25 protein-coding genes and 1 tRNA gene are annotated in these 24,160 nt (G+C 62.7%); 15 read left to right on the top strand and 11 right to left on the bottom strand.

The window, feature by feature from the left end; all coding sequences use genetic code 11:
• Positions 1-21 precede the first annotated feature (21 nt).
• Positions 22-1,122, top strand: coding sequence for an NAD(P)/FAD-dependent oxidoreductase (locus B7G53_RS06380; protein WP_096665587.1), 1,101 nt, complete (start codon positions 22-24; stop codon positions 1,120-1,122).
• 80 nt (positions 1,123-1,202) lie between these two features.
• Here the strand turns inward: B7G53_RS06380 and thiD are convergent, their stop codons facing one another.
• Entirely contained in the window at positions 1,203-2,066 is an 864-nt protein-coding gene (gene thiD / locus B7G53_RS06385; protein WP_096665267.1) for a bifunctional hydroxymethylpyrimidine kinase/phosphomethylpyrimidine kinase, read from the bottom strand.
• A gap of 166 nt (positions 2,067-2,232) precedes the next feature.
• Between thiD and B7G53_RS06390 the strand changes: the two genes are divergently transcribed.
• The 4 genes from B7G53_RS06390 (at position 2,233) to B7G53_RS06405 (ending at position 4,868) form a co-directional block, all read left to right on the top strand.
• Positions 2,233-2,308 (top strand) — tRNA-Asn (locus tag B7G53_RS06390).
• Positions 2,309-2,440: 132 nt separating this feature from the next.
• Positions 2,441-3,214 (top strand): leucyl/phenylalanyl-tRNA--protein transferase, encoded by a 774-nt coding sequence (gene aat / locus B7G53_RS06395; RefSeq protein ID WP_096665270.1) that lies wholly within the window; start codon positions 2,441-2,443, stop codon positions 3,212-3,214.
• Positions 3,211-3,972, top strand: a complete 762-nt coding sequence (locus tag B7G53_RS06400) for an arginyltransferase (RefSeq protein WP_096665273.1) — start codon at positions 3,211-3,213, stop codon at positions 3,970-3,972. The genes aat and B7G53_RS06400 overlap by 4 nt, the downstream gene beginning before the upstream one ends.
• Before the next feature lie 104 nt (positions 3,973-4,076).
• Positions 4,077-4,868, top strand: a complete 792-nt coding sequence (locus B7G53_RS06405) for an IclR family transcriptional regulator (RefSeq protein WP_096665276.1) — start codon at positions 4,077-4,079, stop codon at positions 4,866-4,868.
• A 100-nt stretch (positions 4,869-4,968) separates the two neighbouring features.
• Here B7G53_RS06405 and pbpG read toward each other — a convergent pair whose 3' ends face one another.
• The 6 genes from pbpG to B7G53_RS06435 form a co-directional block, all read right to left on the bottom strand.
• The gene (pbpG, locus tag B7G53_RS06410) at positions 4,969-6,030 is read right to left on the bottom strand and encodes a D-alanyl-D-alanine endopeptidase (protein ID WP_096665279.1); all 1,062 of its coding nucleotides are present in this window, start codon (positions 6,028-6,030) and stop codon (positions 4,969-4,971) included.
• A 193-nt stretch (positions 6,031-6,223) separates the two neighbouring features.
• Positions 6,224-7,762, bottom strand: a complete 1,539-nt coding sequence (locus tag B7G53_RS06415) for a 2-isopropylmalate synthase (RefSeq protein WP_096665282.1) — start codon at positions 7,760-7,762, stop codon at positions 6,224-6,226.
• A 217-nt stretch (positions 7,763-7,979) separates the two neighbouring features.
• On the bottom strand, positions 7,980-8,792 hold the full coding sequence (gene pssA, locus B7G53_RS06420; RefSeq protein ID WP_096665285.1) for a CDP-diacylglycerol--serine O-phosphatidyltransferase: 813 nt from the start codon (positions 8,790-8,792) through the stop codon (positions 7,980-7,982).
• Positions 8,793-8,967: 175 nt separating this feature from the next.
• Positions 8,968-9,984, bottom strand: a complete 1,017-nt coding sequence (gene ilvC / locus B7G53_RS06425) for a ketol-acid reductoisomerase (protein WP_096665288.1) — start codon at positions 9,982-9,984, stop codon at positions 8,968-8,970.
• Positions 9,985-10,124: 140 nt separating this feature from the next.
• On the bottom strand, positions 10,125-10,616 hold the full coding sequence (ilvN, locus tag B7G53_RS06430) for an acetolactate synthase small subunit (protein ID WP_096665291.1): 492 nt from the start codon (positions 10,614-10,616) through the stop codon (positions 10,125-10,127).
• Between the two features lie 103 nt (positions 10,617-10,719).
• On the bottom strand, positions 10,720-12,501 hold the full coding sequence (locus tag B7G53_RS06435; RefSeq protein ID WP_096665294.1) for an acetolactate synthase 3 catalytic subunit: 1,782 nt from the start codon (positions 12,499-12,501) through the stop codon (positions 10,720-10,722).
• Positions 12,502-12,801: 300 nt separating this feature from the next.
• Between B7G53_RS06435 and B7G53_RS06440 the strand changes: the two genes are divergently transcribed.
• The 6 genes from B7G53_RS06440 to B7G53_RS06465 all read left to right on the top strand — a co-directional run bounded on the left by B7G53_RS06440 (position 12,802) and on the right by B7G53_RS06465 (position 16,301).
• Entirely contained in the window at positions 12,802-13,368 is a 567-nt protein-coding gene (locus B7G53_RS06440; protein WP_096665297.1) for an RNA polymerase sigma factor, read from the top strand.
• Positions 13,365-13,793 carry a DUF3619 family protein gene (locus tag B7G53_RS06445; RefSeq protein WP_096665300.1) on the top strand — a complete coding sequence of 143 codons (429 nt, stop codon included), beginning with the start codon at positions 13,365-13,367 and terminating at the stop codon, positions 13,791-13,793. Before B7G53_RS06440 ends, B7G53_RS06445 begins: the two co-directional genes overlap by 4 nt.
• Before the next feature lie 38 nt (positions 13,794-13,831).
• Positions 13,832-14,584, top strand: a complete 753-nt coding sequence (locus B7G53_RS06450; protein WP_255249922.1) for a DUF3106 domain-containing protein — start codon at positions 13,832-13,834, stop codon at positions 14,582-14,584.
• Positions 14,585-14,738: 154 nt separating this feature from the next.
• Positions 14,739-15,209: an RDD family protein gene (locus tag B7G53_RS06455; protein WP_441338967.1), complete on the top strand. Its 471-nt coding sequence runs from the start codon at positions 14,739-14,741 to the stop codon at positions 15,207-15,209.
• 67 nt (positions 15,210-15,276) lie between these two features.
• The gene (locus tag B7G53_RS06460; RefSeq protein ID WP_096665308.1) at positions 15,277-15,717 is read left to right on the top strand and encodes a diacylglycerol kinase; all 441 of its coding nucleotides are present in this window, start codon (positions 15,277-15,279) and stop codon (positions 15,715-15,717) included.
• Entirely contained in the window at positions 15,714-16,301 is a 588-nt protein-coding gene (locus B7G53_RS06465; protein WP_096665311.1) for a TIGR00730 family Rossman fold protein, read from the top strand. The genes B7G53_RS06460 and B7G53_RS06465 overlap by 4 nt, the downstream gene beginning before the upstream one ends.
• Before the next feature lie 136 nt (positions 16,302-16,437).
• Here the strand turns inward: B7G53_RS06465 and B7G53_RS06470 are convergent, their stop codons facing one another.
• Together B7G53_RS06470 and B7G53_RS06475 are read right to left on the bottom strand one after the other, a co-directional pair.
• Entirely contained in the window at positions 16,438-16,776 is a 339-nt protein-coding gene (locus B7G53_RS06470) for a P-II family nitrogen regulator (protein WP_096665314.1), read from the bottom strand.
• 27 nt (positions 16,777-16,803) lie between these two features.
• A complete protein-coding gene (locus B7G53_RS06475; RefSeq protein ID WP_096665317.1) occupies positions 16,804-18,492 on the bottom strand; it encodes an NAD+ synthase in 1,689 nt (562 codons plus the stop codon).
• 26 nt (positions 18,493-18,518) lie between these two features.
• Between B7G53_RS06475 and B7G53_RS06480 the strand changes: the two genes are divergently transcribed.
• The 3 genes from B7G53_RS06480 to B7G53_RS06490 all read left to right on the top strand — a co-directional run bounded on the left by B7G53_RS06480 (position 18,519) and on the right by B7G53_RS06490 (position 21,106).
• The gene (locus tag B7G53_RS06480; RefSeq protein ID WP_096665590.1) at positions 18,519-19,859 is read left to right on the top strand and encodes a GNAT family N-acetyltransferase; all 1,341 of its coding nucleotides are present in this window, start codon (positions 18,519-18,521) and stop codon (positions 19,857-19,859) included.
• Positions 19,860-19,985: 126 nt separating this feature from the next.
• Complete coding sequence (locus B7G53_RS06485; RefSeq protein ID WP_096665592.1) at positions 19,986-20,780, top strand: hypothetical protein; 795 nt, start codon at positions 19,986-19,988, stop codon at positions 20,778-20,780.
• A complete protein-coding gene (locus B7G53_RS06490; RefSeq protein ID WP_096665319.1) occupies positions 20,777-21,106 on the top strand; it encodes a hypothetical protein in 330 nt (109 codons plus the stop codon). The genes B7G53_RS06485 and B7G53_RS06490 overlap by 4 nt, the downstream gene beginning before the upstream one ends.
• A gap of 10 nt (positions 21,107-21,116) precedes the next feature.
• On the opposite strand, the gene B7G53_RS06495 is transcribed toward B7G53_RS06490, so the two are convergent.
• Positions 21,117-21,518, bottom strand: coding sequence for a hypothetical protein (locus B7G53_RS06495; RefSeq protein WP_141396302.1), 402 nt, complete (start codon positions 21,516-21,518; stop codon positions 21,117-21,119).
• 250 nt (positions 21,519-21,768) lie between these two features.
• Between B7G53_RS06495 and B7G53_RS06500 the strand changes: the two genes are divergently transcribed.
• On the top strand, positions 21,769-22,149 hold the full coding sequence (locus tag B7G53_RS06500; protein WP_096665325.1) for a hypothetical protein: 381 nt from the start codon (positions 21,769-21,771) through the stop codon (positions 22,147-22,149).
• 7 nt (positions 22,150-22,156) lie between these two features.
• On the opposite strand, the gene B7G53_RS06505 is transcribed toward B7G53_RS06500, so the two are convergent.
• A complete protein-coding gene (locus B7G53_RS06505; RefSeq protein WP_096665328.1) occupies positions 22,157-24,112 on the bottom strand; it encodes a sensor histidine kinase in 1,956 nt (651 codons plus the stop codon).
• Positions 24,113-24,160 lie beyond the last annotated feature (48 nt).

The raw sequence follows: 24,160 nt of genomic DNA on the forward strand, positions 1-24,160 counted from the left end.
TTGCAACCCGAAAAAAGCCCCATGGAACCTCAACTGAACCAGGAAGTGATCAACACGGCTGCCGCGCACGACGGCCCGATAGAGACCGATGCGGTCATCGTTGGCGCGGGCCCGGTCGGGCTGTTCCAGGTGTTTGAACTCGGCCTGCTGGAAATCAAGGCCCATGTCATCGACTCGCTGGCCTACCCTGGCGGCCAGTGCATCGAGCTCTACCCGGACAAGCCGATTTACGACATTCCCGCCGTGCCCATGTGCACCGGCAAGGAACTGACCGACTCCCTGCTCAAGCAGATCGAGCCCTTTGGCGCGACTTTCCACTTCGGCCAGGAAGTCAGCACCGTCGAAAAACAGGACGACGGCCGCTTTTTCGTCCAGACCTCCAAAGGCACGCAGTTCCTGACCAAAACCATTTTCATTGCGGCCGGTGTGGGGGCTTTCCAGCCGCGCCTGCTGAAGGTCGACGGCCTCGAGAAGTTTGACAACACGCAGCTGTTTTACCGCGTCAAGTCGCCGGCTGACTTTGCCGGCAAGAACCTGGTGATCGTCGGCGGCGGCGACTCCGCGCTCGACTGGGCGCTCAACTTCGCCAAGGAAGGCCCGAACAAGGCCGAAAGCGTGATCCTGATCCATCGCCGCGACGGTTTCAAGGCCGCACCGGCCAGCGTGGCGAAGATGAGGGAGCTGTGCGACAACTACGAGATGCAGTTCATCGTCGGCCAGGTCACCGGCTACGAGGAGAAAGACGGCAAGCTCACCGGCGCCAAGGTCACCGGTGCCGACGGCGTCACCCGCGTGGTACCGCTCGACGTGATGCTGGTCTTCTTCGGCCTGTCGCCCAAGCTCGGGCCGATTGCCGAGTGGGGCCTGGACATCGAGCGCAAGCAGCTCAAGGTCGACACCGAAAAATTCTCGACCAATGTGCCCGGCATCTTTGCGGTCGGCGACATCAACACCTACCCCGGCAAGAAAAAGCTGATCCTCAGCGGCTTTCATGAATGCGCACTGGCCGCTTTCGGCGCGGCGCCCTTCATCTTTCCGGACAAGAAGATCCACCTGCAATACACCACCACCAGCCCGAAACTGCACAAGGTGCTCGGGGTGGAGACGCCCGTCTTCGACTGAACACCGGGTCAAACCCCGCTGCCAGGCCCGCCATGTGCGGGCCTTTTCTCTGGGGCCTACCGCAGTTCCATCGCCGTCATTCAGTCCCGCGGCTTGAGCGGCTTCAAGGGCTTGAGCCGCATGGCCAGGGGCGCATGCCCGTGGTTCAGCGGCCCGCTGCCGGCGCCGGTTTTCACCCTGGCGCCGGCCAGCAGTGCCGCACGCACATAGGCCCGCGCCATTTCCACGGCTTCCTGCAAGGGCTGCCCCAATGCCAGTCCGGCCGCAATGGCAGAAGAAAGCGTGCAGCCCGTCCCATGCGTGTTGGCACTGTGAATGCGCGGTGCATGCATCCAGTGTCTTTCGCCCGCGGCCGTCAGCAGCAGATCCATGACCGTGTCGCCCGGCAAATGCCCGCCCTTGAGCAGCACCGCGCGTGCGCCCCTTGCCAGCAGCTCGTGCGCGGCCGTTTCCATGTCATCCGCATTGTTCAGGGGCCGGCCGACCAGCAGGGCGGCCTCGTCCAGGTTGGGCGTGACCAGCACCGCGCGCGGAAACAGCTCACGCACCAGGACCTCAATGGCCGGGTTGTCGATCAGCACCGCGCCGCTGGTGGCCACCATCACCGGATCGAGCACGATTTTCTCGAGCGCATGGCGGTCAATGGCCTCGGCCACGGCCAGCACAATCTCGGGTGAATGCAGCATGCCGATCTTCACGGCATCCACACCGATGTCCTCGACCACCGCATCGATCTGGTCGCGCAGCATGGCCGGCGGCACGCCATGAATGGCCCGCACGCCCTGGGTGTTCTGCGCCGTCAGCGCGGTGATGGCCGTCATGCCGTAACAGCCGAGCGCGGCAAAAGTCTTCAGGTCCGCCTGGATGCCCGCCCCGCCGCCGCTGTCCGACCCCGCGATGGACAACACGCGCGGGTACTCGAATTCAAAAGTGTCATTACTCATGGAGAAAAGTGTTTCCCGGTGGTTCAGGCCCTGCGAAGGCGATGCCGGATTATCGGGGAAGCCGCTTGGCGCCTTGCGCGCCGGGGATCAGCGCCTGAATTCTCGGCCCCGAGTTCAATCCCGAGCCAGAAGTCCGAAAAAGTCAGGCTATAATCTTAGGCTGTATTCCTCAATAGCTCAGTTGGTAGAGCGCCGGACTGTTAATCCGTAGGTCCCTGGTTCGAGCCCAGGTTGAGGAGCCAAGATTTGAAGCCTGGACGTGCACAACGTCCAGGCTTTTTTCGTTGGCGGGGTTACCATTTGCGGGTGCTGTCCATGCGCCGCCGGCGCATGCGCTCAGCACGCCAGCCACACCCTTGCCTCACACCCCTGCCATGCGCAAGTCACCCCACCCCCTGCCCTGGCTGGATGCGGACGAACCCTTTCCGTTGGTGGAAACGGCGTGGGCCGAAGGCGACCCGGCGCCCGGCCTGCTGGCCGCGGGTCGCTCGCTCGATGTGGCGACCTTGCAGCAGGCCTATGCGCTGGGCATCTTCCCGTGGTTCGGGGTCGGCCAGCCCATCCTGTGGTGGAGCCCCGACCCGCGCATGGTGCTGCGTCCCGAAAACTTCAAGCTGCACCGCTCGTTGCGCAAGAGCCTGCTGCGTTTCATCGGTGCCGCCGGTCATGAGATCCGTTTTGACACGGCTTTTGCGCAGGTGATCCACGCCTGTGCCAGCACGCCACGCGACGGCCAGCCGGGCACCTGGATCGTGCCGGACATGGTCAAGGCCTACACCGCCCTGCACCGCGCCGGCCACGCCCACAGCGTGGAAACCTGGGTGAACGGCCGGCTTGTCGGCGGGTTGTACTGCGTCAACCTGGGCGGCATGGTGTTTGGCGAGTCGATGTTTGCCCACCAGACCGACGCGTCCAAGACGGCCCTGGCGGCGCTGGTGGCGTTCTGCCGGGCCAAGGGCCTGCCCCTGATCGACTGCCAGCAAAATACGCGGCACCTGGCCTCGCTCGGCGCGGCGGAAATTTCCCGCGCGGAATTTGTCGCGCAGGTGGCCACCCTGGTGACCCAGGCTTCGCCCTGCTGGGAGTTTGACGCCCTATACTGGCAGCAGCTATTGACGGCCAGACCGCAGAACGACCTGACGACGTGACGCACCTCAAAGACCTGCCCCTCCAGACGCTGCAGTTTTATGCGACAGCGCCCTACCCCTGCAGCTACCTGCCAGGCAGGCAGGCCCGCTCGCAGGTCGCCACCCCCAGCCACCTGATTCACAACGCCGCCTACTCGGAGCTGGTGACCAACGGCTTTCGCCGCAGCGGCATGTTCACTTACCGCCCCTATTGCGACGGCTGCCAGGCCTGCGTGCCGCTGCGTGTGCCGGTGGCGACTTTCCAGCCCGACCGCAGCCAGCGTCGCGCCCGCAAGCAGCATCAGGCGCTGCAGGTTCGCGTGCTCAAGCTGTGTTTCATGCCCGAGCACTACCAGCTCTACCTGCGCTACCAGGACGGCCGCCACGCGGGCGGCGGCATGGACCACGACAGCATTGACCAGTACACGCAGTTCCTGCTGCAAAGCCGCGTCAACTCGCGCCTGGTGGAGTTTCGCGACACCCTGCCCAATGGCGAGGCCGGGGCGCTGAAAATGGTGTCCATCCTCGATGTGCTGGAAGACGGTGTGTCGGCGGTGTACACGTTTTACGAGCCCGACGCGCACGCCAGTTATGGCACCTACAGCGTGCTCTGGCAGATTGAGCAGGCCCGGCAACTGGGCTTGCCCCATGTGTACCTCGGCTACTGGATCGCCGAAAGCCCGAAGATGAGCTACAAGGCCCGGTTTGTGCCGAACCAGATCCTGGTCGATGGGCAATGGGTGGACTCCGCTGCCCCGGTGCCGGCCGGCGCCGCCTGAGGGCGCCATCTGAGTGCACCGCCTGTGAGGCAGGTCAAGACGAAATGACGGCAGCCACAGCGTGCTGATTTCACCAGCTAAAATCTGGTGAAGGTCGCCCCCCCATGAAAAAGCAAGATTCCCTCGCATCACCCGCCAAACCCACGGTTCAGGTCATTGAACGCATGTTCACCCTGCTGGAGATTCTGGCGGGCCGGGAGGAAGCCGTCTCGCTCAAGGAGATCAGCGAGAAATCCGGCCTGCACCCCTCGACAGCGCACCGCATCCTGAACGACCTGGCCACCGGCCGGTTTGTGGACCGGCCCGTGGCGGGCAGCTACCGGCTGGGCATGCGCCTGCTGGAACTCGGCAACCTGGTGAAGGCGCGCCTGAGTGTGCGGGATGCGGCGCTGACACCCATGCGCGAGCTCCACCGGCTGATCCAGCAACCCGTCAATCTGAGCATGCGCCAGGGCGATGAAATCATTTACGTCGAACGCGCCTACAGCGAACGCTCCGGCATGCAGGTGGTACGCGCCATCGGCGGGCGCGCACCGCTGCACCTGACCTCGGTGGGCAAGCTGTTTCTGGCGTTTGACGATCCGCAGCGCCTGCGCAGTTATGCCACCCGCACCGGCTTGCCGGGCCAGACCAAAAACAGCATCACCCAGCTTCCCGTTCTGGAGCGCGAACTGTCCAAGGCACGCCAGTACGGCATTGCCCGCGACAACGAGGAACTGGAACTGGGGGTGCGCTGCATGGCCGCCGGCATTTACGACGACCAGAGCAAGCTGGTGGCGGGGCTGTCGATCTCTGCACCGGCCGACCGGCTGGATGAAAACTGGCTGCCCAAACTGCAGTCCACCGCGAGCGAGATCTCGGCGGCGCTCGGCTACAAGCCCAACAATTTCAAGTAAAAACGGGCTCTAGCCCTTTTCCCTATTGCGCTGGAAGCTACCTTTTTGATAGCAACCCAGCGGACCGGCCAGTGTACGGCCAGTAGTGGGAATGCCAGCCTCAGCCGTTGTTGGGCTGGGTGCTTGCGCTGATTTTGGGGGCGCTGACCGGTTGCGACTCCACCCAGCGGCGGACCCGCTCTGCGTCACCGAGGCGGCTCAATTTGCCGGCCGAATCAAGAAAAACCATGATCAGCTTGCGCCCGGCGATTTTGGTCTGCATGACCAGGCACTGGCCGGCTTCGGAGATGTAGCCGGTTTTTTGCAGGCCGATTTCCCACTCCGGATTTTTCACGAGACGGTTGGTGTTGTTGTACTGCAGGGTCTGGCGGCCGACCGCGACCTGGTAGCCGGTCGAGGTGGACAGCTCGCGCAGGACCGGATCACCATGGGCCGCGTTGACCAGTGTCGCCAGGTCCTGGGCGCTGGACTGGTTCTGGCTGGACAAGCCGGTTGGCTCCACGTAACGAGTGTCTTTCATGCCGAGCATTTTGGCCTTGGCGTTCATCAGGCCGACGAAGGTGGACAAGCCGCCTGGATAGGTCCTGCCCAGTGCATGCGCGGCGCGGTTTTCGCTGGACATCAGCGCCAGATGCAGCAGTTCGCCACGTGTCAGGCTGGCGCCCACGCGCAGGCGGGAGCTGCTGCCCTTTTCGGTGTCAACGTCGTCCTGGGTGATGGTGATGGTCTCGTCCATCGGCAGGTGCGCGCCGCTGACGATCACGCCCGTCATCAGCTTGGTCAGCGAAGCGATCGGGAGCACCGCATGGTCGTTCTTGCTGAACAGCACTTCCCGGGTGTCCTGGTCGATCACCAGGGCCACGCTGGATTTCAGGTCAAGCGGGTCCTGTGCGCCATGCAGGCCGGCCAGCTGGCCAAATGACAGCCGGGGCGGCGAGGCCACGATCATCGCAGGCTTGCGCGGGGACTTGGAGACAAAGCGGGCGCTTTTCCGGCTGGAAATCACCGTTTTTGACACCGTCTTGGCAACGTGTGTCTTTTTTACAATCTGGCGCTTCGCTGTTGCGGCGTCTGCCGCAGGCGAAATCAAGGCCGCCGAAAAGGTAAGAATTCCAACGACTTGTAAGGTCTGTTTGAAAACCGAATTCAGCGTGATGGACATTGATTCGTCTCCAGATGCGATTAATACGAAACCGCAGTGTATCCAAATAGAAAAAGTCACGCAATATCAAAAGCTTGCGTGACTTTCCTAAACGCAACAGTGAAGACATCCTTGATACGGCTTTTGAGCCTGCCAAAAACCACAAAAACTTACTAAACTGTTGAATATAAAAGGTTTTTTAAACCTTCAGGCTTCAACCCTGGGCGGCAACCCGGTCAGCTTTACTTTGTAACTTGCTCAAGGCGCTCAAATAAGCCTTGGCCGAAGCGACCACGATGTCCGGATCGGCACCGACACCGTTGACCACACGACCGCTGTTTTGCAGGCGCACCGTGACTTCACCCTGGCTCTCCGTGGACCCGCTGATCGCGTTCACGGAATAAAGCACCATCTCTGCCCCGCTTTTGACATGGGTTTCAATGGCCTTGAGGGAGGCGTCCACCGGGCCGTTGCCATCCGATTCGCCGCGGACCTCCTTGCCGTCAACGGTGAACACCACCGTCGCCTGCGGACGCTCGCCGGTTTCGCTGTGCTGGGACAGTGACACAAAACCGTATTGCTCTTTCTCGTGAGTCACGCTTTCGTCGCTGACCAGCGCCAGGATGTCCTCGTCAAAAATCTCGCTTTTGCCGTCAGCCAGTTCCTTGAAGCGCGCAAAGGCGGCGTTGGTATCGGCTTCACTGTCCATCTGGATGCCCAGGTCCTGCAGGCGCTGCTTGAAGGCATTGCGCCCGCTGAGCTTGCCCAACACCATCTTGTTGGAGCTCCAGCCCACGTCTTCGGCACGCATAATCTCGTAGGTCTCGCGTGCCTTGAGCATGCCGTCCTGATGGATGCCGGAAGCATGGGCAAAGGCATTGGCTCCGACCACGGCCTTGTTGGGCTGCACCACAAAGCCGGTGGTCTGGCTCACCATGCGGCTGGCCGCCACGATGTGCACCGGATCAATGTTCATTTCCAGGTTGAAGTAGTCCTTGCGTGTGCGCACGGCCATGACGATCTCCTCGAGCGAGCAGTTGCCGGCACGCTCGCCCAGGCCGTTGATCGTGCACTCGACCTGGCGCGCACCGCCAATCTTCACGCCCGCCAGCGAATTGGCCACCGCCATGCCGAGGTCGTTGTGGCAATGCACCGACCAGATGGCCTTGTCACTGTTGGGGACGCGTTCGCGCAGGGTCTTGATGAAGTTGCCGTAGAGCTCGGGGACAGCGTAGCCGACCGTGTCCGGCACGTTGATCGTGGTTGCTCCTTCGGCGATCACGGCCTCGATGACGCGGCACAGAAAGTCAACGTCGCTGCGGTAGCCGTCTTCCGGGCTGAACTCGACATCGGCCACCAGGTTGCGCGCAAAACGCACCGAGAGTTTGGCCTGCTCGAGCACCTGCTCCGGACTCATGCGCAGCTTCTTTTCCATGTGCAGGGCACTGGTGGCAATGAAGGTGTGGATGCGGGCGTTGTTGGCCCCCTTGAGCGCCTCGGCCGCGCGGGAGATGTCCCGGTCGTTGGCGCGCGAGAGCGAACAGATCGTGGAGTCCTTGATGGCGTTGGCAATCGCCTGCACCGCCTCGAAGTCGCCGTTGGAACTGGCGGCAAAACCGGCCTCGATCACATCGACCCGCAGGCGTTCGAGCTGGCGCGCAATGCGCAGTTTTTCATCGCGCGTCATCGAGGCACCGGGCGACTGCTCACCATCACGCAAGGTGGTGTCGAAAATGATCAATTTATCTGCCATGCTTGTTCTCCTGAGAGGTCGATCTGATAGTCCAAAAACGCAGCCCAAAACAAAACGGCCCGCTGCGTTTGCATACGGGCCGTTTGGAATCGCGCGCGTGCGCTATCGTCTGTGCCCGTGTCGGCGCAGTAGCGATAGTGCAAGCGAAATTCGTTTCATGGAAATCAATGTACCACAAATTGTGGCCAGGTCCTGGCCGGGGGGCATGGGACGGCGCCTACTTGTGCAGGCCGCGTTCATCCGGCTCGTCGGTCGAGGTCGAAATCACGCTGGTCTGCTGTCCCTTGGCCTTGCGCCAGCCGTACAGCACGTAGCCGGAAAAGCCGTAGATGACAAACAGGCCGAACATGACGGTGGGCGGATCGATGTTGATCACGGCAATGCCCAGGGCAATCAGCACAATCACGACAAACGGAACGCTGCGCTTGAGGCTCACGTCCTTGAAACTGTAAAACGGCACGTTGGTAACCATGGTCAGGCCTGAATAAAGCGTCAACCCAAACATGAGCCAGCGAACTTCCTCGCCGCGCACGCCGGCTTCGGTCATCAGCCAGATGAAGCCTGCCACCAGCGCGGCCGCTGCCGGTGAAGGCAGGCCCTGGAAGAAACGTTTGTCGACCACCGCCGTGTTGACATTGAAGCGGGCCAGCCGCAGCGCGGCGCAGGCGCAGTACACAAAAGCCGCAATCCAGCCCCAGCGGCCCAGGCTGGTCAAGGCCCACACATAGGCGATCAATGCGGGCGCCGCGCCAAAGGACACCATGTCGGACAGCGAGTCCATCTGCTCGCCGAACGCGCTCTGAGTGTTGGTCATGCGCGCCACGCGGCCGTCGAGGCTGTCGAGCACCATGGCGCAGAAGACACCGATCGCCGCCTGGTCGAAACGGCCATTCATGGCCATCACGATGGCGTAAAAACCGCCAAACAGCGCTGCCAGCGTGAACAGGTTGGGCAGGATGTAAATGCCCTTGCGCCGCTTGCGCGGAACGAGCTCGTCGGGCTCCTGCGCCTCGTCGTGACCGTCATGCATGGTGGGTGCTCCCGGTGTCAGGACCGTTTTCGCGCCAACCCTGCTGCGCCAATAGTGAATGATTCATGCTCCGAGGATACCAAACGAAGACCACCACAAATGAAAAAAAAGCCGCGCAAATGTCTTGCGCGGCTTGAGGACTGGACCAAGCGGGGCCGGTAAGCCCCACCGGGTATCAGTTGCGGGTCTGGTCGACCAGCTTGTTCTTGGCGATCCAGGGCATCATGGCGCGCAGTTTTTCGCCCACGATTTCGATCTGGTGCTCCGAATTCAGGCGGCGGCGGCTCAACAGGGTTGGCGCACCGGCCTGGTTTTCCAGCAGGAAGCTCTTCGCGTATTCGCCGGTCTGGATGTCCTTCAGGCACTTGCGCATGGCTTCTTTCGTGGCCGAGGTCACGATGTTCGGGCCGGTCACGTACTCGCCGTATTCGGCGTTGTTGGAGATCGAGTAGTTCATGTTGGCGATGCCGCCTTCATAAATCAGGTCAACGATCAGCTTGAGCTCGTGCAGGCACTCGAAGTAGGCCATTTCCGGCGCGTAGCCGGCTTCCACCAGCGTTTCGAAACCAGCCTTGATCAGCTCGACGGTGCCGCCGCACAATACGGCCTGCTCGCCGAACAGGTCGGTCTCGGTTTCTTCGCGGAAGTTGGTTTCGATGATGCCGGCCTTGCCGCCGCCGTTGGCCATGGCGTAGCTCAGAGCCAGGTCACGAGCCTTTCCGCTCTTGTCCTGATGAACAGCCACCAGGTGGGGCACGCCGCCGCCCTGGGTGTAGGTGTTGCGCACGGTGTGGCCGGGGGCCTTGGGCGCCACCATCCAGACGTCGAGGTCGGCGCGCGGAATCACGGCACCGTAGTGCACGTTGAAGCCGTGGGCAAACACCAGCGAGGCGCCCTGCTTGATGTTGGGGGCCACGTCGTTGGCGTAGACCTTGCCAATCTGCTCATCAGGCAGCAGGATCATCACGACATCGGCCGCCTTGACGGCATCGGCCACTTCAGCGACCTTGAGGCCGGCTTTTTCGACCTTGGGCCAGGACGCGCCGCCCTTGCGCAGGCCGACCACGACCTTGACGCCGCTGTCGTTCAGGTTCTGTGCGTGCGCGTGACCCTGGCTGCCATAACCAATGATGGCGACAGTCTTGCCCTTGATCAGGCTCAGGTCGCAGTCTTTGTCGTAATAAACTTTCATTTTTCTCTCCGAAGAAATTATCTGCAGGTTCTGGCGAAAATGCCCATCGACAGGCTCAGGGCGAACGGTCAATACACATCGCCACTGTCAAAATCCGTTCGCGTTGAGCCTGTCGAAACGCGCGCACGGACCACTGAAAATCACACTCTCAGAATTCTCTCGCCGCGGCCAATCCCGCTGGAACCGGTACGCACGGTTTCCAGGATCGCGCTGCGGTCAATTGCCTCCAGGAAGGCGTCGTTCTTGGACTGGTCACCGGTCAGCTCGATCGTGTAGCTCTTTTCGGTGACATCGATGATTCGCCCGCGGAATATATCAGCCATGCGCTTCATCTCTTCGCGCTCCTTGCCGACGGCACGCACCTTGACCATCATGAGCTCGCGCTCGGTGTAGGAACCCTCGGTCAGGTCCACCACCTTGACGACCTCGATGAGCCGGTTCAGGTGCTTGGTGATCTGCTCGATCACGTCGTCGGAACCGGTGGTCTGGATGGTCATGCGCGACAGGCTGGCATCTTCGGTCGGCGCCACCGTCAGGCTTTCGATGTTGTAGCCGCGCGCCGAGAAAAGGCCGACCACGCGGGAAAGAGCGCCCGGCTCGTTTTCCAGCAAAACTGCAATGATGTGTTTCATGTGAAGATTCCTCTTTTCGCTGCCCTCCCCCGCGCACGGTAATGCGCGGGCTCGGCAGGCAATAGATTCGTCAGGTGACGGTTGAAAAAATGGCGTGCGCCGCTTACAGGTCCTCGGACCCAAGCAGCATTTCGGTGATGCCCTTGCCGGCCTGCACCATCGGGAACACGTTCTCGGTGGGATCGGTGCGGAAGTCCATGAACACGGTGCGGTCCTTGAGCTTGCGCGCCTCGCGCAGCGCCGGCTCGACGTCCTGCGGTTTTTCGATCAGCATGCCGACGTGGCCATAGGCTTCGGCCAGCTTCACGAAATTGGGCAGCGCGTCCATGTAGCTGCTGCTGTAGCGGCCGGCGTATTCCACTTCCTGCCACTGGCGCACCATGCCCAGGTAGCGGTTGTTCAGCGAGACGATCTTGATCGGCGTGTTGTACTGCAGGCAGGTCGAGAGCTCCTGGATACACATCTGCACCGAGCCTTCGCCGGTGATGCAGTACACCTCGCTGTCGGGCCTGGCCAGCTTGATGCCCATGGCGTACGGGATGCCGACACCCATGGTGCCCAGGCCGCCGGAGTTGATCCAGCGGCGCGGCTCGTCGAACTTGTAGTACTGCGCCGCCCACATCTGGTGCTGGCCGACATCGGACGTGATGTAGGTGTCGGCGTCCTTGGTCATGTTCCACAGGGTTTCAACCACGTACTGCGGCTTGATCACATCACCCTTGCCCAAGCTGTATTTCATGCAGTCGCGCTTGCGCCAGCCTTCAATGGTTTCCCACCAGCCGCCCAAGGCGTTGCCGTCAGGCTTGAGACCGGACTCCCTGATCATCGCGATCAGCTCGGTCAGCACATCCTTGACGTCGCCGACGATGGGGATGTCCACCTTGACGCGTTTGGAAATGCTCGACGGGTCGATGTCGATGTGGATGATCTTGCGTTCGTTCTGCGCAAAGTGTTTCGGGTTGCCGATCACGCGGTCGTCAAAACGCGCACCGACGGCCAGCAGCACATCGCAATGCTGCATCGCATTGTTGGCTTCAATGGTGCCGTGCATGCCCAGCATGCCGAGAAATTTTTTGTCGCTGGCCGGGTAGGCGCCCAGGCCCATCAGCGTGTTGGTGCAGGGGTACCCCAGCATGTCCACCAGCGTGCGCAGCTCCTGCGAGGCATTGCTCAGCAACACACCGCCGCCGGTGTAGATGTAGGGGCGCTTGGCCGCCATCAGCAATTGCAAGGCCTTGCGGATCTGCCCGCCATGGCCCTTGCGCACCGGGTTGTAGGAACGCATTTCGACGGTCTGCGGGTAACCGCTGTAGGGCGTCTTGTTGAACGAGACGTCCTTGGGGATGTCCACCACCACGGGGCCAGGCCGGCCGCTGCGCGCGATGTGGAAAGCCTTTTTCAGGGTCTCGGCCATCTGCCGCACGTCCTTGACCAGGAAGTTGTGCTTGACGATGGGCCGCGTGATGCCGACGGTGTCGCACTCCTGGAAGGCATCCAGGCCAATGGCGTGGGTGGGCACCTGACCGGTGATGATCACCATCGGGATGCTGTCCATGTAGGCCGTGGCGATCCCGGTGACGGCATTCGTCACGCCGGGGCCGGAAGTGACCAGTGCCACGCCCACTTCGCCGGTGGCACGGGCATACCCGTCAGCCGCATGAACGGCCGCCTGCTCGTGGCGCACCAGGACGTGCTGGATGGTGTCCTGCTTGTAAAAAGCGTCGTAGATATGCAGGACGGCGCCGCCGGGATAACCCCAGACGTGCTTCACGCCTTCGGCCTGCAGGGCCTTGATGAGGATTTCCGCGCCGCGGAGGTCTTGCGGAGTTGAGGGGGCAGAAGCTGCCGCCGCTGCCGAAGCGAGTTCGGCTTTTGTGATTTCCATGATGAACCTTTGTGAATTTCTCTAACGAAATACCTTGGGTGCCTCTTCGCCCACTCTTGTGGAGTAGCGTCGAGACTTGAGGCCAAAACCATGGGCGGAAACATATCCCGCCGGGTCATGACCCGTTTGCTGTTTGAATTGCAGTTCGTATTATGGCATCAGGCGGCGCGCGGTCAGAGGGGGAATGCAAAAAAGTCCGGCCGGCGCCATGCTTGATGCGATAATTTTGCAGCTTTGGACGCTTCACCGCGCCGAAAAACACAACAATGACGACGCTGGGACAAATCGGGATGCATCCCCTTGGCAACTGAACAAGAACTCTCCGATTTCCTGAAAAACGTTGAAAAGCGCGCTTTCAAGCGCAGCGTCTACCATGTCCGCGACGACGAAGCGGCCCTCGACATCGTTCAGGACAGCATGATGAAGCTGGCCCAGCATTACGGTGACAAGCCCGCGGCCGAATTGCCCATGCTGTTCCAGCGCATCCTGTCCAACACCACGCTGGACTGGTTCCGGCGCCGCAAGACACGCAACGCCCTGTTTTCCAACATGAGCGACTTTGAATCTGCCGGGGACGATGGCGATTTCGATCTGCTTGAAACTTTAGAGACCTCAACCAACTCTGAGGGAACAGAAAGCGCCCAGGATGCGACCGAACGGGCGCAGATCTTGCGGCAGATCGAAGTCGAGATCAAGGAACTGCCAGGCCGTCAACGGGAAGCCTTTCTGATGCGTTATTGGGAGGAAATGGATGTTGCTGAAACAGCTGCCGCCATGGGTTGCTCCGAGGGCAGTGTGAAAACGCATTGTTCGAGGGCTGTCCACGCACTCAGCAAGGCTTTGGCCGCCAAGGGAATAAAACTATGAACCATACACTGCAAAAACGCACCGAGATCCTGCAGGACCGCTATGGCCTGAAAACCGCTTCCTACCTGTCCGCAGGCGCGGCGGACCTGCCATACGACATTTCCGAGCGCCTGCGGGCCGCCCGTGCGCAGGCCGTGGCTGCCCGCAAGGTGGCCAGGGTTCAAACCTCCCCGGTCACCGCAGCAAGCGGCACCGGCTCGGTGTTGACCTGGGGCTCCGGCGAGAGGTTCGGCCTGTGGTATCGGATCGGATCGGTGTTGCCCCTGATCGCCCTGGTCGTCGGCCTGCTGACGATCAACTCCCTGCAAACCGACAGCTTCGTCCAGGAACTGGCCGAGGTTGACTCCGCCTTGCTGACCGACGACCTGCCGCCCGACGCCTTTTCCGACCCGGGATTTGTGCAGTTCCTCAAGGTCAGCCGCTAGGGGCCGGGTTGGCCCTTGCGCAGAAATACGTTACACCGATGCCTGTGACCCTGTCCCGCCATCCTGCTTGTCTGCCCAAGGTACACGGCAGCCTGAGCCCTGCCCACCTGCCCCGGGCGATGCCAGGATGGGTGGGGCTGCTCTGCCTGTTCCTGGGTGTTTGGGCGACCGGCGCCCGCGCCCAGACGCCCGTCCCCGCAGCAGGGGCAGCAGTTTCAGCGCTGCCGGCCAAAACCGTGGTCGCCCAGGCCGCTTTTTCCAGTCCACTCTGGGCCGAATTGAGTCCGGTGGAACGCGAGATCCTCAAGCCGCTGGCGTCCACCTGGAACACACTGAGCCAGACCCACAAGCGCAAATGGTTGCAAATGGCCAAAAGCTATCCGGCGCTTTCCACCGAAGAACAGGTCAAGATGCAGGGGCGGATGAAGGCCTGGGTGGCACTCAGCCCCCAGCAGCGCGCCCAGGCGCGGCTGAATTTTGCAAAAACCAAAGAGCTGTCCAAAGAACTCACGGCTGAAGAGAAACAAGCCAAGTGGCAGGCCTACCAGGCCCTCAGCGACGAGGAAAAGCGCAAACTGGCCGCCAAGGCGCCGCCCAAACCGGCGGGCGCGGCCCCTGCTGCCAAACCGGTTGCGGCGCAAAAGCTGGCAACGGTGCCTTCGCGCGCCGACAAGCCAAAGGGCAACCCAGCGGCTAAAATCGCGGTGACGCCGCCCCCGGCCGGACAGCCGGCCGTCCTGTCGGCCACCGCGCCGGCTGCCACGCCCGGCGTGGTACCGGCAAAACCGTAGGCAGCAAGGCTCGGCCCCCGTGCCGGCCTGACACGACCCACATGCGGGTGTGGCTGCGGTTTCTCCGGGCGCATTTAACCGACCTGACCTGAACGCGACCAAATTGACAGCCCTGCAAGCCAACCGCCTTCCCACCCCCTCCCTGCGCCGGCGCATGGCCTGCTGGCTGTATGAGGGCATGCTGATGTTCGGCGTGGTGTTCATTGCCGACTACCTGTTCAGCACCCTGAGCCAGACGCGCAACGCCATGGACAACCGCAACGCCCAGCAGGCCTTCCTGTTCGTCGTGTTCGGCATCTACTTCGTCTGGTTCTGGGCCAAAGGCCAGACCCTGGCCATGAAAACCTGGAACATCCGCCTGACCGACCTGCAGGGCCAAGCCGTCAGCCAGAAGCGCGCCTTTGTGCGTTACACCCTGAGTTGGCTCTGGTTTCTGCCGCCGCTGGCCCTGAGCTGGCTGCTCGGGCTGGACGTGCGGCAGGCACTGGTGCTGGCCGGCGGATGGATCGCCATCTGGGCGATCCTGTCGCGCTTTCACCCGGACCGGCAGTTCTGGCACGATGCGCTGGCCGGCACCCGGCTGGTGTCCAGCCTGCCCGCCGGCGCGCCAGCCCAGGCCGCCTGAAGCCCAGCGGGTCTCCGCCATGCAAGAGCCGCATCACACCGTCACAGAGCTACGCGACAATCGGCCCATGCCTGAACACGCCTCCACCGTCTCCCCCCCTGCGCTCCAAAGCCACCCGGCGGCCACGCCTACCGCCAATCCCCAGAAAGACCGCAAAGGCCTGAACCGCATCCGGCATGCGCTCGGCTACTCGGTGGCGGGTTTGCGCGCCGGATGGCAGGAAACGGCGTTTCGCCAGGAAGCCATTGCCTCGCTGGTGCTGCTTCCCGCCGCCGTCTGGCTGGGCCGCAGCTGGGTGGAAACCGCCTTGCTGGCCGGCTCAGTCATCCTGGTGATGATCATCGAGCTGCTCAACACCGGCATAGAAACCGCAATCGACCGCATCGGCCCGGAGTGGCACGACCTGTCCAAACGTGCCAAGGACATGGGCAGTGCCGCCGTGCTGCTGAGCCTGCTGCTGTGCGCGGGCATCTGGGTCATGGCGCTGTTCCACAGGTTCCTCGCATGAAGCCGGCTTTTTCTCTCTGCGTTTACTGCGGCTCACGATCGGGCGCAAAGCCCGGATTTTCCGACACCGCGCGCCAAGTCGGCCGATGGATCGGCGAACATGGCGGCCAGCTGGTGTATGGCGGCGGCCGCAACGGGCTGATGGGCATCGTCGCCGACGCCACCCTGGCCGCGGGCGGGCGCGTCGTCGGCGTCATCCCGAAGGCGCTGGTGGAGAAGGAATGGGCCCACACCGGCTGCACCGAACTGCACATCGTGGACACCATGCACGAGCGCAAGCGCATCATGGCCGAACATGCCGACGCCTTCCTGTCGCTGCCCGGCGGCATCGGCACGCTGGAAGAGTTTTTTGAAGTGTGGACCTGGCGCCAGCTCGGCTACCACGCCAAACCGGTCGGCCTGCTGAACCTGAACGGTTATTACGACCACCTGCTGGCCTTTTTGGCCACCTCGGTGACTGGCGGTTTCATGAACGACTGGCAGATGGACCTGATTCATGTCGCCAGCGATGCGGAACAGTTGCTGCAGCAGCTGGTGCAGTCAGCGGGCGTGGCGCCCGACGTGCTGCGCCTGGACCAGATTTAAGGCACTCGCCTCAGGCCTCCGTGGGAGAGGCTATCTCTTTACCAGCCGGGGCCGCGGGGCCGGCTTTGCCGGGCCGCAGGCGCAGCGGCCCCCTAGGGGGCAGCGCATTACACGAAGTGAAAAGCCTGGGGGCGCATCAGACCGCCGCTTCGTCCTCTTCGCCGGTACGAATGCGCACCACGCGCTCGACGCTGGTGATGAAAATCTTGCCGTCACCGATCTTGCCGGTGCGGGCGGCGCGTACGATGGCGTCCACGCAACGATCCACATCCTCGGTTTTCACCACCACCTCGACCTTGACCTTGGGCAGGAAGTCGACCACGTACTCAGCGCCACGGTAGAGCTCGGTGTGGCCCTTCTGCCGGCCAAACCCCTTGACTTCGGTGACGGTCAGGCCGGTCACACCGCATTCGGCCAGGGCTTCACGGACTTCTTCGAGCTTGAAGGGTTTGAGGACGGCGGTAATCTGTTTCACTGGTCGGCTCCGTTGGTTTTTTGAGAATCAGGCATGAAATTTATTGGTGACAGGATAGCGCCAATCCTTGCCGAAGCTCCGGTGGGTAACCCGGATGCCTATCGGCGCCTGGCGGCGCTTGTACTCATTGATCTTGATGAGCCGGGTCACACGTTCAACCACGGCACGGTCAAAACCCTCCGCCACAATGGCGGCGATACTCTCGTCGTTTTCCATGTAGCGCTGCAGGATCGCGTCGAGCACCTCGTACGGCGGCAGGCTGTCCTGGTCGGTCTGGTCGGCGCGCAGTTCGGCGCTGGGTGGGCGCGTGATGATGCGTTCGGGAATCGGGTTGCTGCCGGTGCCGTAGGGGTCGTTCTCGTTGCGCCACTGGGCCAGGCGGAACACCGTGGTTTTCAGCAGGTCCTTGATGACGGCAAAGCCGCCGGCCATGTCGCCGTACAGCGTGCAGTAGCCGGTCGCCATTTCGCTCTTGTTGCCGGTGGTCAGCACGATGGCGCCGAACTTGTTGGACAGCGCCATCAGGAACACGCCACGGATGCGCGCCTGGATGTTTTCCTCGGTGGTGTCTTCGGGCAGACCCCTGAATTCACCTGCCAGCGAGGCCTTGAAGGCTTCAAACTCGGGAACAATGGAAATCTCGTCGTAACGCACCTTCATGCGCGCGGCCATGTCGCGAGCGTCTATCAATGAAATGTCAGCGGTATAGGGCGACGGCATCATCACCGTGCGCACCTTGTCGGCGCCCAGCGCATCGACCGCAATCGCCAGCACCAGCGCCGAGTCGATGCCGCCGGACAGGCCGAGGATGGCGCCGGGAAAGCCGTTTTTGCCGAGGTAGTCGCGCACACCCAGCACCAGCGCGTCCCACAAATCCGCTTCGGCGCTGCGCAGCGGCACCTCGCTTGCTACCAAATAAATAGCGCCCGGCGCACGTTCCGCCTGCACTTCGAACAGATTTTCCCTGAAACTTTCGGCCCGGCCGGCGAGTGCGCCGTCGGCTTGCAGGGCAAAGGAGTGGCCCTCGAAAACAATTTCGTCCTGCCCTCCCACCAAGTGGGCATACACCATGGGCAGGCCGGTGGCCAGCACGCGCTCACGCATCATGCGTTCGCGTTCGCCGCCCTTGCCCACATGGAAAGGCGAGGCGTTGATGACGGCCAGCAGTTCGGCGCCCGCCGCTTTGGCCAGCCGCGCGGGCTCCTCGAACCAGGCGTCCTCGCAGATCAGCAGGCCGACACTGATGGCGTCCTCGCCTTCGCCGGCTTCGAACACGCAGACGCCCTGCCCTGGCGCGAAATAACGCCGCTCGTCAAACACCTGGTAGTTGGGCAGCTCGCGTTTGGCGTAGGTTTCAATGATGCGGCCTTCGCGCAGGACCCGGGCGGCGTTGTGGCGCTGCTGCACCGACACACTTTTGGTGCGCAGGCCGCGGCCGCTGTCTCCGTGGGTCGGCGTGCCCACCACCACCGTCAGCCCTTTTAACCCGGCCAGCTCACGGGCCACCAGATTCACGGCATCATCACAGGCTGCGATGAAAGAGCGGCGCAAAAACAGGTCTTCGGCGGCGTAGCCGCAAATTGCCATCTCGGGTGTGAGCAGCAGGCGCACGCCGCCGGCATAGGCCTGACGGGCGGCGTCGATGATTTTTTGCGCGTTGCCCGGCATGTCGCCAACGCAGTAATTCAATTGGGCAACGCAGATTTTGAGCGACATGAGTGAGATTGAACCCCGAAAAACACGTGAAAAACAACTCGAACGATTATGTCATCCGCGTGCTGGACTCGCCGCTGCAGGTGCCGGCCGCTGACTGGAACGCCCTGCTCGCGGTCCAGCCGGGTGACGACAGCCTGAACCCCTTCATGCGCCACGAGTACCTCGCCGCCATGCTGGAAAGCGGCAGCGCCACCGCGCAAACCGGCTGGACGGCGCGTTTTGTCACGCTGTCCCGGGGCCCGCAGCTGGTCGGCGCCTGCGCGCTCTACCTGAAAGACCACTCCTACGGCGAATACGTGTTCGACCACGCCTGGGCCAATGCCTACCACCAGCATGGCTTGCCCTACTACCCCAAAGCCCTGGTGGCGCCGCCCTTCACGCCGGTGCCCGGCCCGCGGCTGCTGGCGCGTGATGCCGCCACACGCACGCTGCTGGTGAAGGCGCTGCTGGCCTGGTGCGCCGAAGAAGGCCTGTCCTCGCTGCACCTGCTGTTTGCCAGTGACGCGGACGTCGCCGCCTGCGAGGAAGCCGGGTTGATGCTGCGGCACAACGTGCAGTTCCATTGGTCTAATACTGCCCCCACGCTCCCCACTGCGTGTGGTTCGCTGCCCCCCGAGGGGGCGCTGCGCCTGCGGACCGGCGAAGCCGGATCCGCGGCCCCGGCTGGTGAAGAAGAGAAAGGCCGTCCTTTTCGCGACTTCGACGACTTCCTGATGTCGCTGAGCCAGGAAAAACGCAAAAAAATCCGCCAGGAGCGGCGCAAGGTGCTGGAGGCCGGCGTCCACTTCCGCTGGTCGCTCGGCAAAGACATCAGCACTGCCGACTGGGACTTTTTCTACCGCTGCTACGAACGTACCTACTACGAACACGGCAACGCCCCCTACCTGAGCCGCGACTTCTTCCAGCGCATGCAGGACACCATGCCGGAGAACTGGCTGCTGTTTGTGGCGGAGCGGAACGGCCGCCCCATTGCTACGAGTTTGATAGCTGTCAGCGCAGGCGGAACAAGGGCTGAAGGCCAATTTGACACCATCACGCCGACGCGGGTGGCCTACGGCCGTTACTGGGGTGCGCTGGAACGGGTCGACTGCCTGCACTTCGAGGCCTGTTATTACCAGCCGCTGCAATGGTGCATCACCCACGGCTACCAGCGCTTCGAAGGCGGCGCCCAGGGCGAGCACAAAATGGCGCGCGCCCTGCTGCCGGTCAAGACCACCAGTGCCCACTGGCTGGCGCATCCCGCCTTTGCCGATGCGGTGGAGCGCTTCCTGGAACGCGAAGGCGAAGGCATGGCCGGCTACATGGAAGAACTGGAGCGGCGCAACCCGTTCCGGCAGGTCGAGCCCGGCGGCCATGCCCCTTCGTGACGCTACAGTATTCATAGCTGTCTGCGCTCGTTCTCATTGGGCTGGAGGCCGATTTGGCGTATAAGGACAGTTGATTCAAGCCTTTTCTGAAACCCTGCTTCACGCCCTTTTTTGACGCTTTTTTTCATGCTCGATACCACCACCGACACTCCCGGCTTCACAACGCCGGCCACCCCGCTGGGCCGCGCCCATGCGCGGCGCCTGCGCGAGATCTACCGCTCCGCCGGCTGGCCCTGCCAGGACCTGCTGGAAATCGAGTTGCTGGCCGCTGGCCTGCTGCAGCGTGTCGCCGGCCCGTCGGGCCATGAAACCCTGCGTGTCACCGATGCGGGCGTCAGCTACCTGGCAGCCACGCTGGTGCGCAACCGCGCAGCCCTGTCGGCGCACGAGGCGCTGGTCGAACGCGTGGCTTGCGATATGGTGCGCGCGGGCCGCATCACCTGGCGTGCCTTGAGCCTGCGCGCGCAGTTGCCGCCACTGGCCGACGGCGCCGCCGCACGCTGGTGCATGGTGCGGCCCGACGTGTTTTCAATCCGCAATACCTCGGTGGAAACCTATGTCGAGCCGGTTGTTCACGAGATCAAGGTGAAGCGCTCCGACCTGCTGGGCGACCTGCGCCGGCCCGAAAAACGCGGCGCCTACCTCGATTTGGGCGGCGAGTGCTGGTATGTACTCGGCTGCGACGCCAAAGGCCGGCCGATTGCCGCCGCCGATGAAGTTCCGCCGGAATGCGGCGTGATGCAGGTCGAAGGACAACGGCTGGTGGTGGCCCGTGCCGCGCCGCGGCGTCCCCGTCAGCAACTGCCTTTCGGCGTGTGGGTCGCGCTGGCCAAGGCCACCCCCATCGCCGGTCTGCGCGATGACGAACAAGGCTTGTTGGGCGATGCCGACACCCACCCTGCGGAGAAAGAACCATCATGAACAAACCAACCGACGCCGGCCATTACCGAATCAATCTCGTCGAATGTCCCATCCTCAGCCCCGACGAACGCGCTGCGGCGGAGCTGCGTTTTCGCATGTCGCTTGAATTTTCCCTGGGCGGCCCGGATCAGGTGTTGCCGTCCCTGCAGGCCTACATGCTGGTGCAATCGCTCAACGAGGACTTGCCGCTGGACGAGCAGGCGTCGGAAGCCGAAGAGCAGGTCATTGCGCTGTGGGAGAACGCCGAAGCAGAGGCGATCCTCGCGGCATTTCGCCCGCTCAACCGTGACATGGGCGATGCCCGCTTTGAAATCGTTCCGCTCTAGGTCCACACCTTCAGCGCACAAGCAGCAGGACCAGGCTGGCCAGCGCCGCCACGCCGACCAGCAGCAGCGCGGCCGCCAGCCAGGCCATGCGGCGCCGCTGCGTCTCGATGCGCAAAATGAGTTGCGTGTTCTGTTCGGCCAGCGCCTTGATCAGCTCCGAGGAAGCAAGCATCTGCTCCTGCAGTTCTTTCACCGCCGTTTCCAGTTCACCGACATGCGCGGTCAGGGCGGTGATGGCCCGCGCCTCTGGCGACAGCGCCGCCTGCGTGGCATCGGCGACCTGCGCGCCGGCCGAAGGTTTCCTGCCCACCGCGTTCCACAATTTTTTCGCGCCTGCAGCAACCTTGGGGGCGTTGCTCACCACCTCGGCCCATGGGACACTTTGCAGAACCGTCCACCAGCCTATCGCCATAAAGCCACCTTTCGGGAATTTTTCACACTGACCGCCTGCACCAGGCAGCGGCAGCGTGCGAACATCAGGTGTTCACCCTAACATGGCGGCAACGTCCCCTCGGGCGACCCTGTGAATAAGGCCCACCGGCAAGCCGCCAAAGGCCTGCCCGGCCGGGACAACACCTGATAAGCCCCTACACTGAGGCATCACCGTTTATGCAAGGTCTGTTCTCGCGACAGCCACAAGGCCGCTGCCCAGGAAAGGAGCCATGATCAATTTCACGCCGCAACAATGGCAGATGCTGGTGGAAGCCGGCGCCCAGGAGCCCCAGCCACTGCACCTTGCCGACCTGAGCCTGCCTTTTGTGTACGACAGGATGATTGGCGTGTTTCACTGCGCAGCCGGCCGCCATCGCCTAGCCATGTCGCTGCTGCTGGCCTTCAGGCATGGCTGCGACAGCGGCATCGAGGCCGGAGAAAAGCTCCGGCTGGAATTTCCGGACGACACGGCCGACCGGTGGCTGGAAGAAACCCCGGGCGCGGCCTTTCGCAGCTCCGTGGGTCGCAAGGTACAGGCCGGCAAGCGGGCCAGCCTGACCCTCATTGAAAAACGCTGGCTGGGCGAGATCGAGTACCTGTTCGAGGACTAGAACGCGCTCATGCTGAAGCGGAGGCTGGCGCCGGCTCCAGCGTAAAGCGAAACACCACGCCTTGTCCGGGCGCCGACTCAGCCCACACCGTGCCGCCGTGGCGGCCAATGATCCGGCGCACACTGGCCAGAACAACGCCTGCGCGTGGCAGCTCAATCGGTCCCTGCAGCGTCGCGCATGCATCCGGCACTGTCTCGACAGCCCCGGATTTCATGCCGGAGCCGTTGTCCCGCACGAAGTAAACCGCCTGCCCTTGCGCCGATGACTCCATGCCGACGACGATTTCAGCCTCCGGATTGCGCGCAGTGTATTTCCATGCATTGCCAATCAGGTTCGCCATGACGGTGGCGATCAGGCGCGCATCGCCTTGCCCAACCAGCGAACCTTCAACCACGGCCTGGACCTTGCGCTGCGGGTCGCGCAGCCGGCAGGCTGACAAGGCCTTGTCGGCCATCGCGGACAGGTCCAGCATCTGCGTTTTCAGGGGCGCACGGGACACCTGGGCGAGTTCAAGGAGTGCATCGATCATGTCCGCCATGCGGTCCACGCCGACCTGGATGCGGTTCAGGTAGTGCGTCTGCTTGTCGTCCATGGCCGCGCCGCCATTGCGCTTGAGCAGATCGGCGAAGCCCTCGATCGCCACCAGCGGGGAGCGCAGGTCGTGCGCCATCACGTGCGAGCAATGTTCGAGGTCCTCGTTGGCCGCCTGCAGTTCTGCCGTGCGATCACGCACGCGCTGCTCCAGCGTCGCGTTGAGGTTGAGGATTTCTTCTTCCGCCTTTTTCTTCTCGGTGATGTCGCGAACAAAGGTACTGCTCATCTGCCGGCCCCGGCTGTCCGTGTACGTGGTGGAAGAAAGCTCAGCCAGAAAAGTGCTCCCGTCTGCACGCCGCAGAATCAGCTCCCCCCGGACAAAGCCGGTCCTGGCGCGCTCCTCCAGGAAGCCTGCCAGCCGGGGATCGCGGGTCACATCGTTGCGCCCAATCCGCCACAGGTCCTGCAGTGCGATGCCGAACATGGCGGAGGCTGCCGGGTTCGCGGTGTGAAAGGTGCCGTCCGCGTTGGCCATCAGGTAGGCATCCGGGCTGTTTTCAAACATCAGCCGGTACTTTTCCTCGCTTTCCACCAGATCTGCACGTGCCGTCTCCAGTTGCCGGTAAGGCCCCTCCAGGAACTCGATGAAGATGGCCCGAAAAACGAAGAGATAGGCCTCCACCTTGATGACATGGCCCACCATCGAGTATTGGTCGTGGAAGGTCGCGTACAGGGTAAAGGAAAGTTCCGACAGGGCCATCAGGCAGGCGGCGGCAAAAAGCGGAACCAGCGGATAGGGTTGCGGTTCGCGCATGCGCAGGTAAAAACCGGCGGCCGCCGCGAGATTGAGGGCGATGACCAGGTACTCCACCGCAACTTTGGTGATCGTCAGCCCTGAACCCGGAACAAAAAACCACGTCATGATGGCCGGCTCGACCAGCCCGTAGACCGAGACCCCCAGCGCAAACACCAGGCTCAGGCCCAGCAGCCAGTGACGCTCCCTGTTTCCGATGCGGCGGTTCCAGGGCTGGAGCGCAATCGCCAGCAAGGCGCCCGCCACCAGCAGGCGTGCCGCCAGGAAAAACGAGATCGACTTGCCGTCTTTGGCCGGGATGAGGAACGCCGGCATGCCGTCGTAGGACAGCAGGTGGACAAAATCAAGAATGGCCACGCCGAAGAAGACGGTGCAAAGCAGCGCCACATTGCTGCGGCCATCCCGCGAAAAGGTGAACCAGCCGGCGGAGAACACCAGCATCGACACGATGATGGACACCGTCTCGAACAGGGTGTGCAAATTGGTGTGGACGGCCGCCGGCAGCTCAAAATGCAGCGAGGGGACCAGCACAAAGGCAAGAAGCACCGCGGCGTTGACCAGCCACACGCCGGAAACAAGCATCAATGGCCGCCGGTACTGAGCGTGGGGAATCATCACAAAGCAGCTTCCATGCAACCGCACCTTTTTTTACAATTGATAACT

It is taken from the genome of Polaromonas sp. AET17H-212 (genome assembly GCF_002379085.1).
In the GTDB taxonomy this organism is placed as follows: domain Bacteria; phylum Pseudomonadota; class Gammaproteobacteria; order Burkholderiales; family Burkholderiaceae_C; genus Polaromonas.

Coding starts and splice junctions, on each gene's coding strand:
- B7G53_RS06450 (WP_255249922.1), top strand. CDS start 13,832: ATGCCTGTGACCCTGTCCCGCCATCCTGCTTGTCTGCCCAAGGTACAC.
- B7G53_RS06485 (WP_096665592.1), top strand. CDS start 19,986: ATGCTCGATACCACCACCGACACTCCCGGCTTCACAACGCCGGCCACC.
- B7G53_RS06500 (WP_096665325.1), top strand. CDS start 21,769: ATGATCAATTTCACGCCGCAACAATGGCAGATGCTGGTGGAAGCCGGC.
- pbpG (WP_096665279.1), bottom strand. CDS start 6,030: ATGTCCATCACGCTGAATTCGGTTTTCAAACAGACCTTACAAGTCGTT.
- B7G53_RS06460 (WP_096665308.1), top strand. CDS start 15,277: ATGCCTGAACACGCCTCCACCGTCTCCCCCCCTGCGCTCCAAAGCCAC.
- B7G53_RS06380 (WP_096665587.1), top strand. CDS start 22: ATGGAACCTCAACTGAACCAGGAAGTGATCAACACGGCTGCCGCGCAC.
- thiD (WP_096665267.1), bottom strand. CDS start 2,066: ATGAGTAATGACACTTTTGAATTCGAGTACCCGCGCGTGTTGTCCATC.
- B7G53_RS06435 (WP_096665294.1), bottom strand. CDS start 12,501: ATGGAAATCACAAAAGCCGAACTCGCTTCGGCAGCGGCGGCAGCTTCT.
- B7G53_RS06475 (WP_096665317.1), bottom strand. CDS start 18,492: ATGTCGCTCAAAATCTGCGTTGCCCAATTGAATTACTGCGTTGGCGAC.
- ilvN (WP_096665291.1), bottom strand. CDS start 10,616: ATGAAACACATCATTGCAGTTTTGCTGGAAAACGAGCCGGGCGCTCTT.
- B7G53_RS06455 (WP_441338967.1), top strand. CDS start 14,739: ATGGCCTGCTGGCTGTATGAGGGCATGCTGATGTTCGGCGTGGTGTTC.
- B7G53_RS06490 (WP_096665319.1), top strand. CDS start 20,777: ATGAACAAACCAACCGACGCCGGCCATTACCGAATCAATCTCGTCGAA.
- B7G53_RS06415 (WP_096665282.1), bottom strand. CDS start 7,762: ATGGCAGATAAATTGATCATTTTCGACACCACCTTGCGTGATGGTGAG.
- ilvC (WP_096665288.1), bottom strand. CDS start 9,984: ATGAAAGTTTATTACGACAAAGACTGCGACCTGAGCCTGATCAAGGGC.
- B7G53_RS06445 (WP_096665300.1), top strand. CDS start 13,365: ATGAACCATACACTGCAAAAACGCACCGAGATCCTGCAGGACCGCTAT.
- B7G53_RS06405 (WP_096665276.1), top strand. CDS start 4,077: ATGAAAAAGCAAGATTCCCTCGCATCACCCGCCAAACCCACGGTTCAG.
- aat (WP_096665270.1), top strand. CDS start 2,441: ATGCGCAAGTCACCCCACCCCCTGCCCTGGCTGGATGCGGACGAACCC.
- B7G53_RS06465 (WP_096665311.1), top strand. CDS start 15,714: ATGAAGCCGGCTTTTTCTCTCTGCGTTTACTGCGGCTCACGATCGGGC.
- B7G53_RS06505 (WP_096665328.1), bottom strand. CDS start 24,112: ATGATTCCCCACGCTCAGTACCGGCGGCCATTGATGCTTGTTTCCGGC.
- B7G53_RS06495 (WP_141396302.1), bottom strand. CDS start 21,518: ATGGCGATAGGCTGGTGGACGGTTCTGCAAAGTGTCCCATGGGCCGAG.
- pssA (WP_096665285.1), bottom strand. CDS start 8,792: ATGCATGACGGTCACGACGAGGCGCAGGAGCCCGACGAGCTCGTTCCG.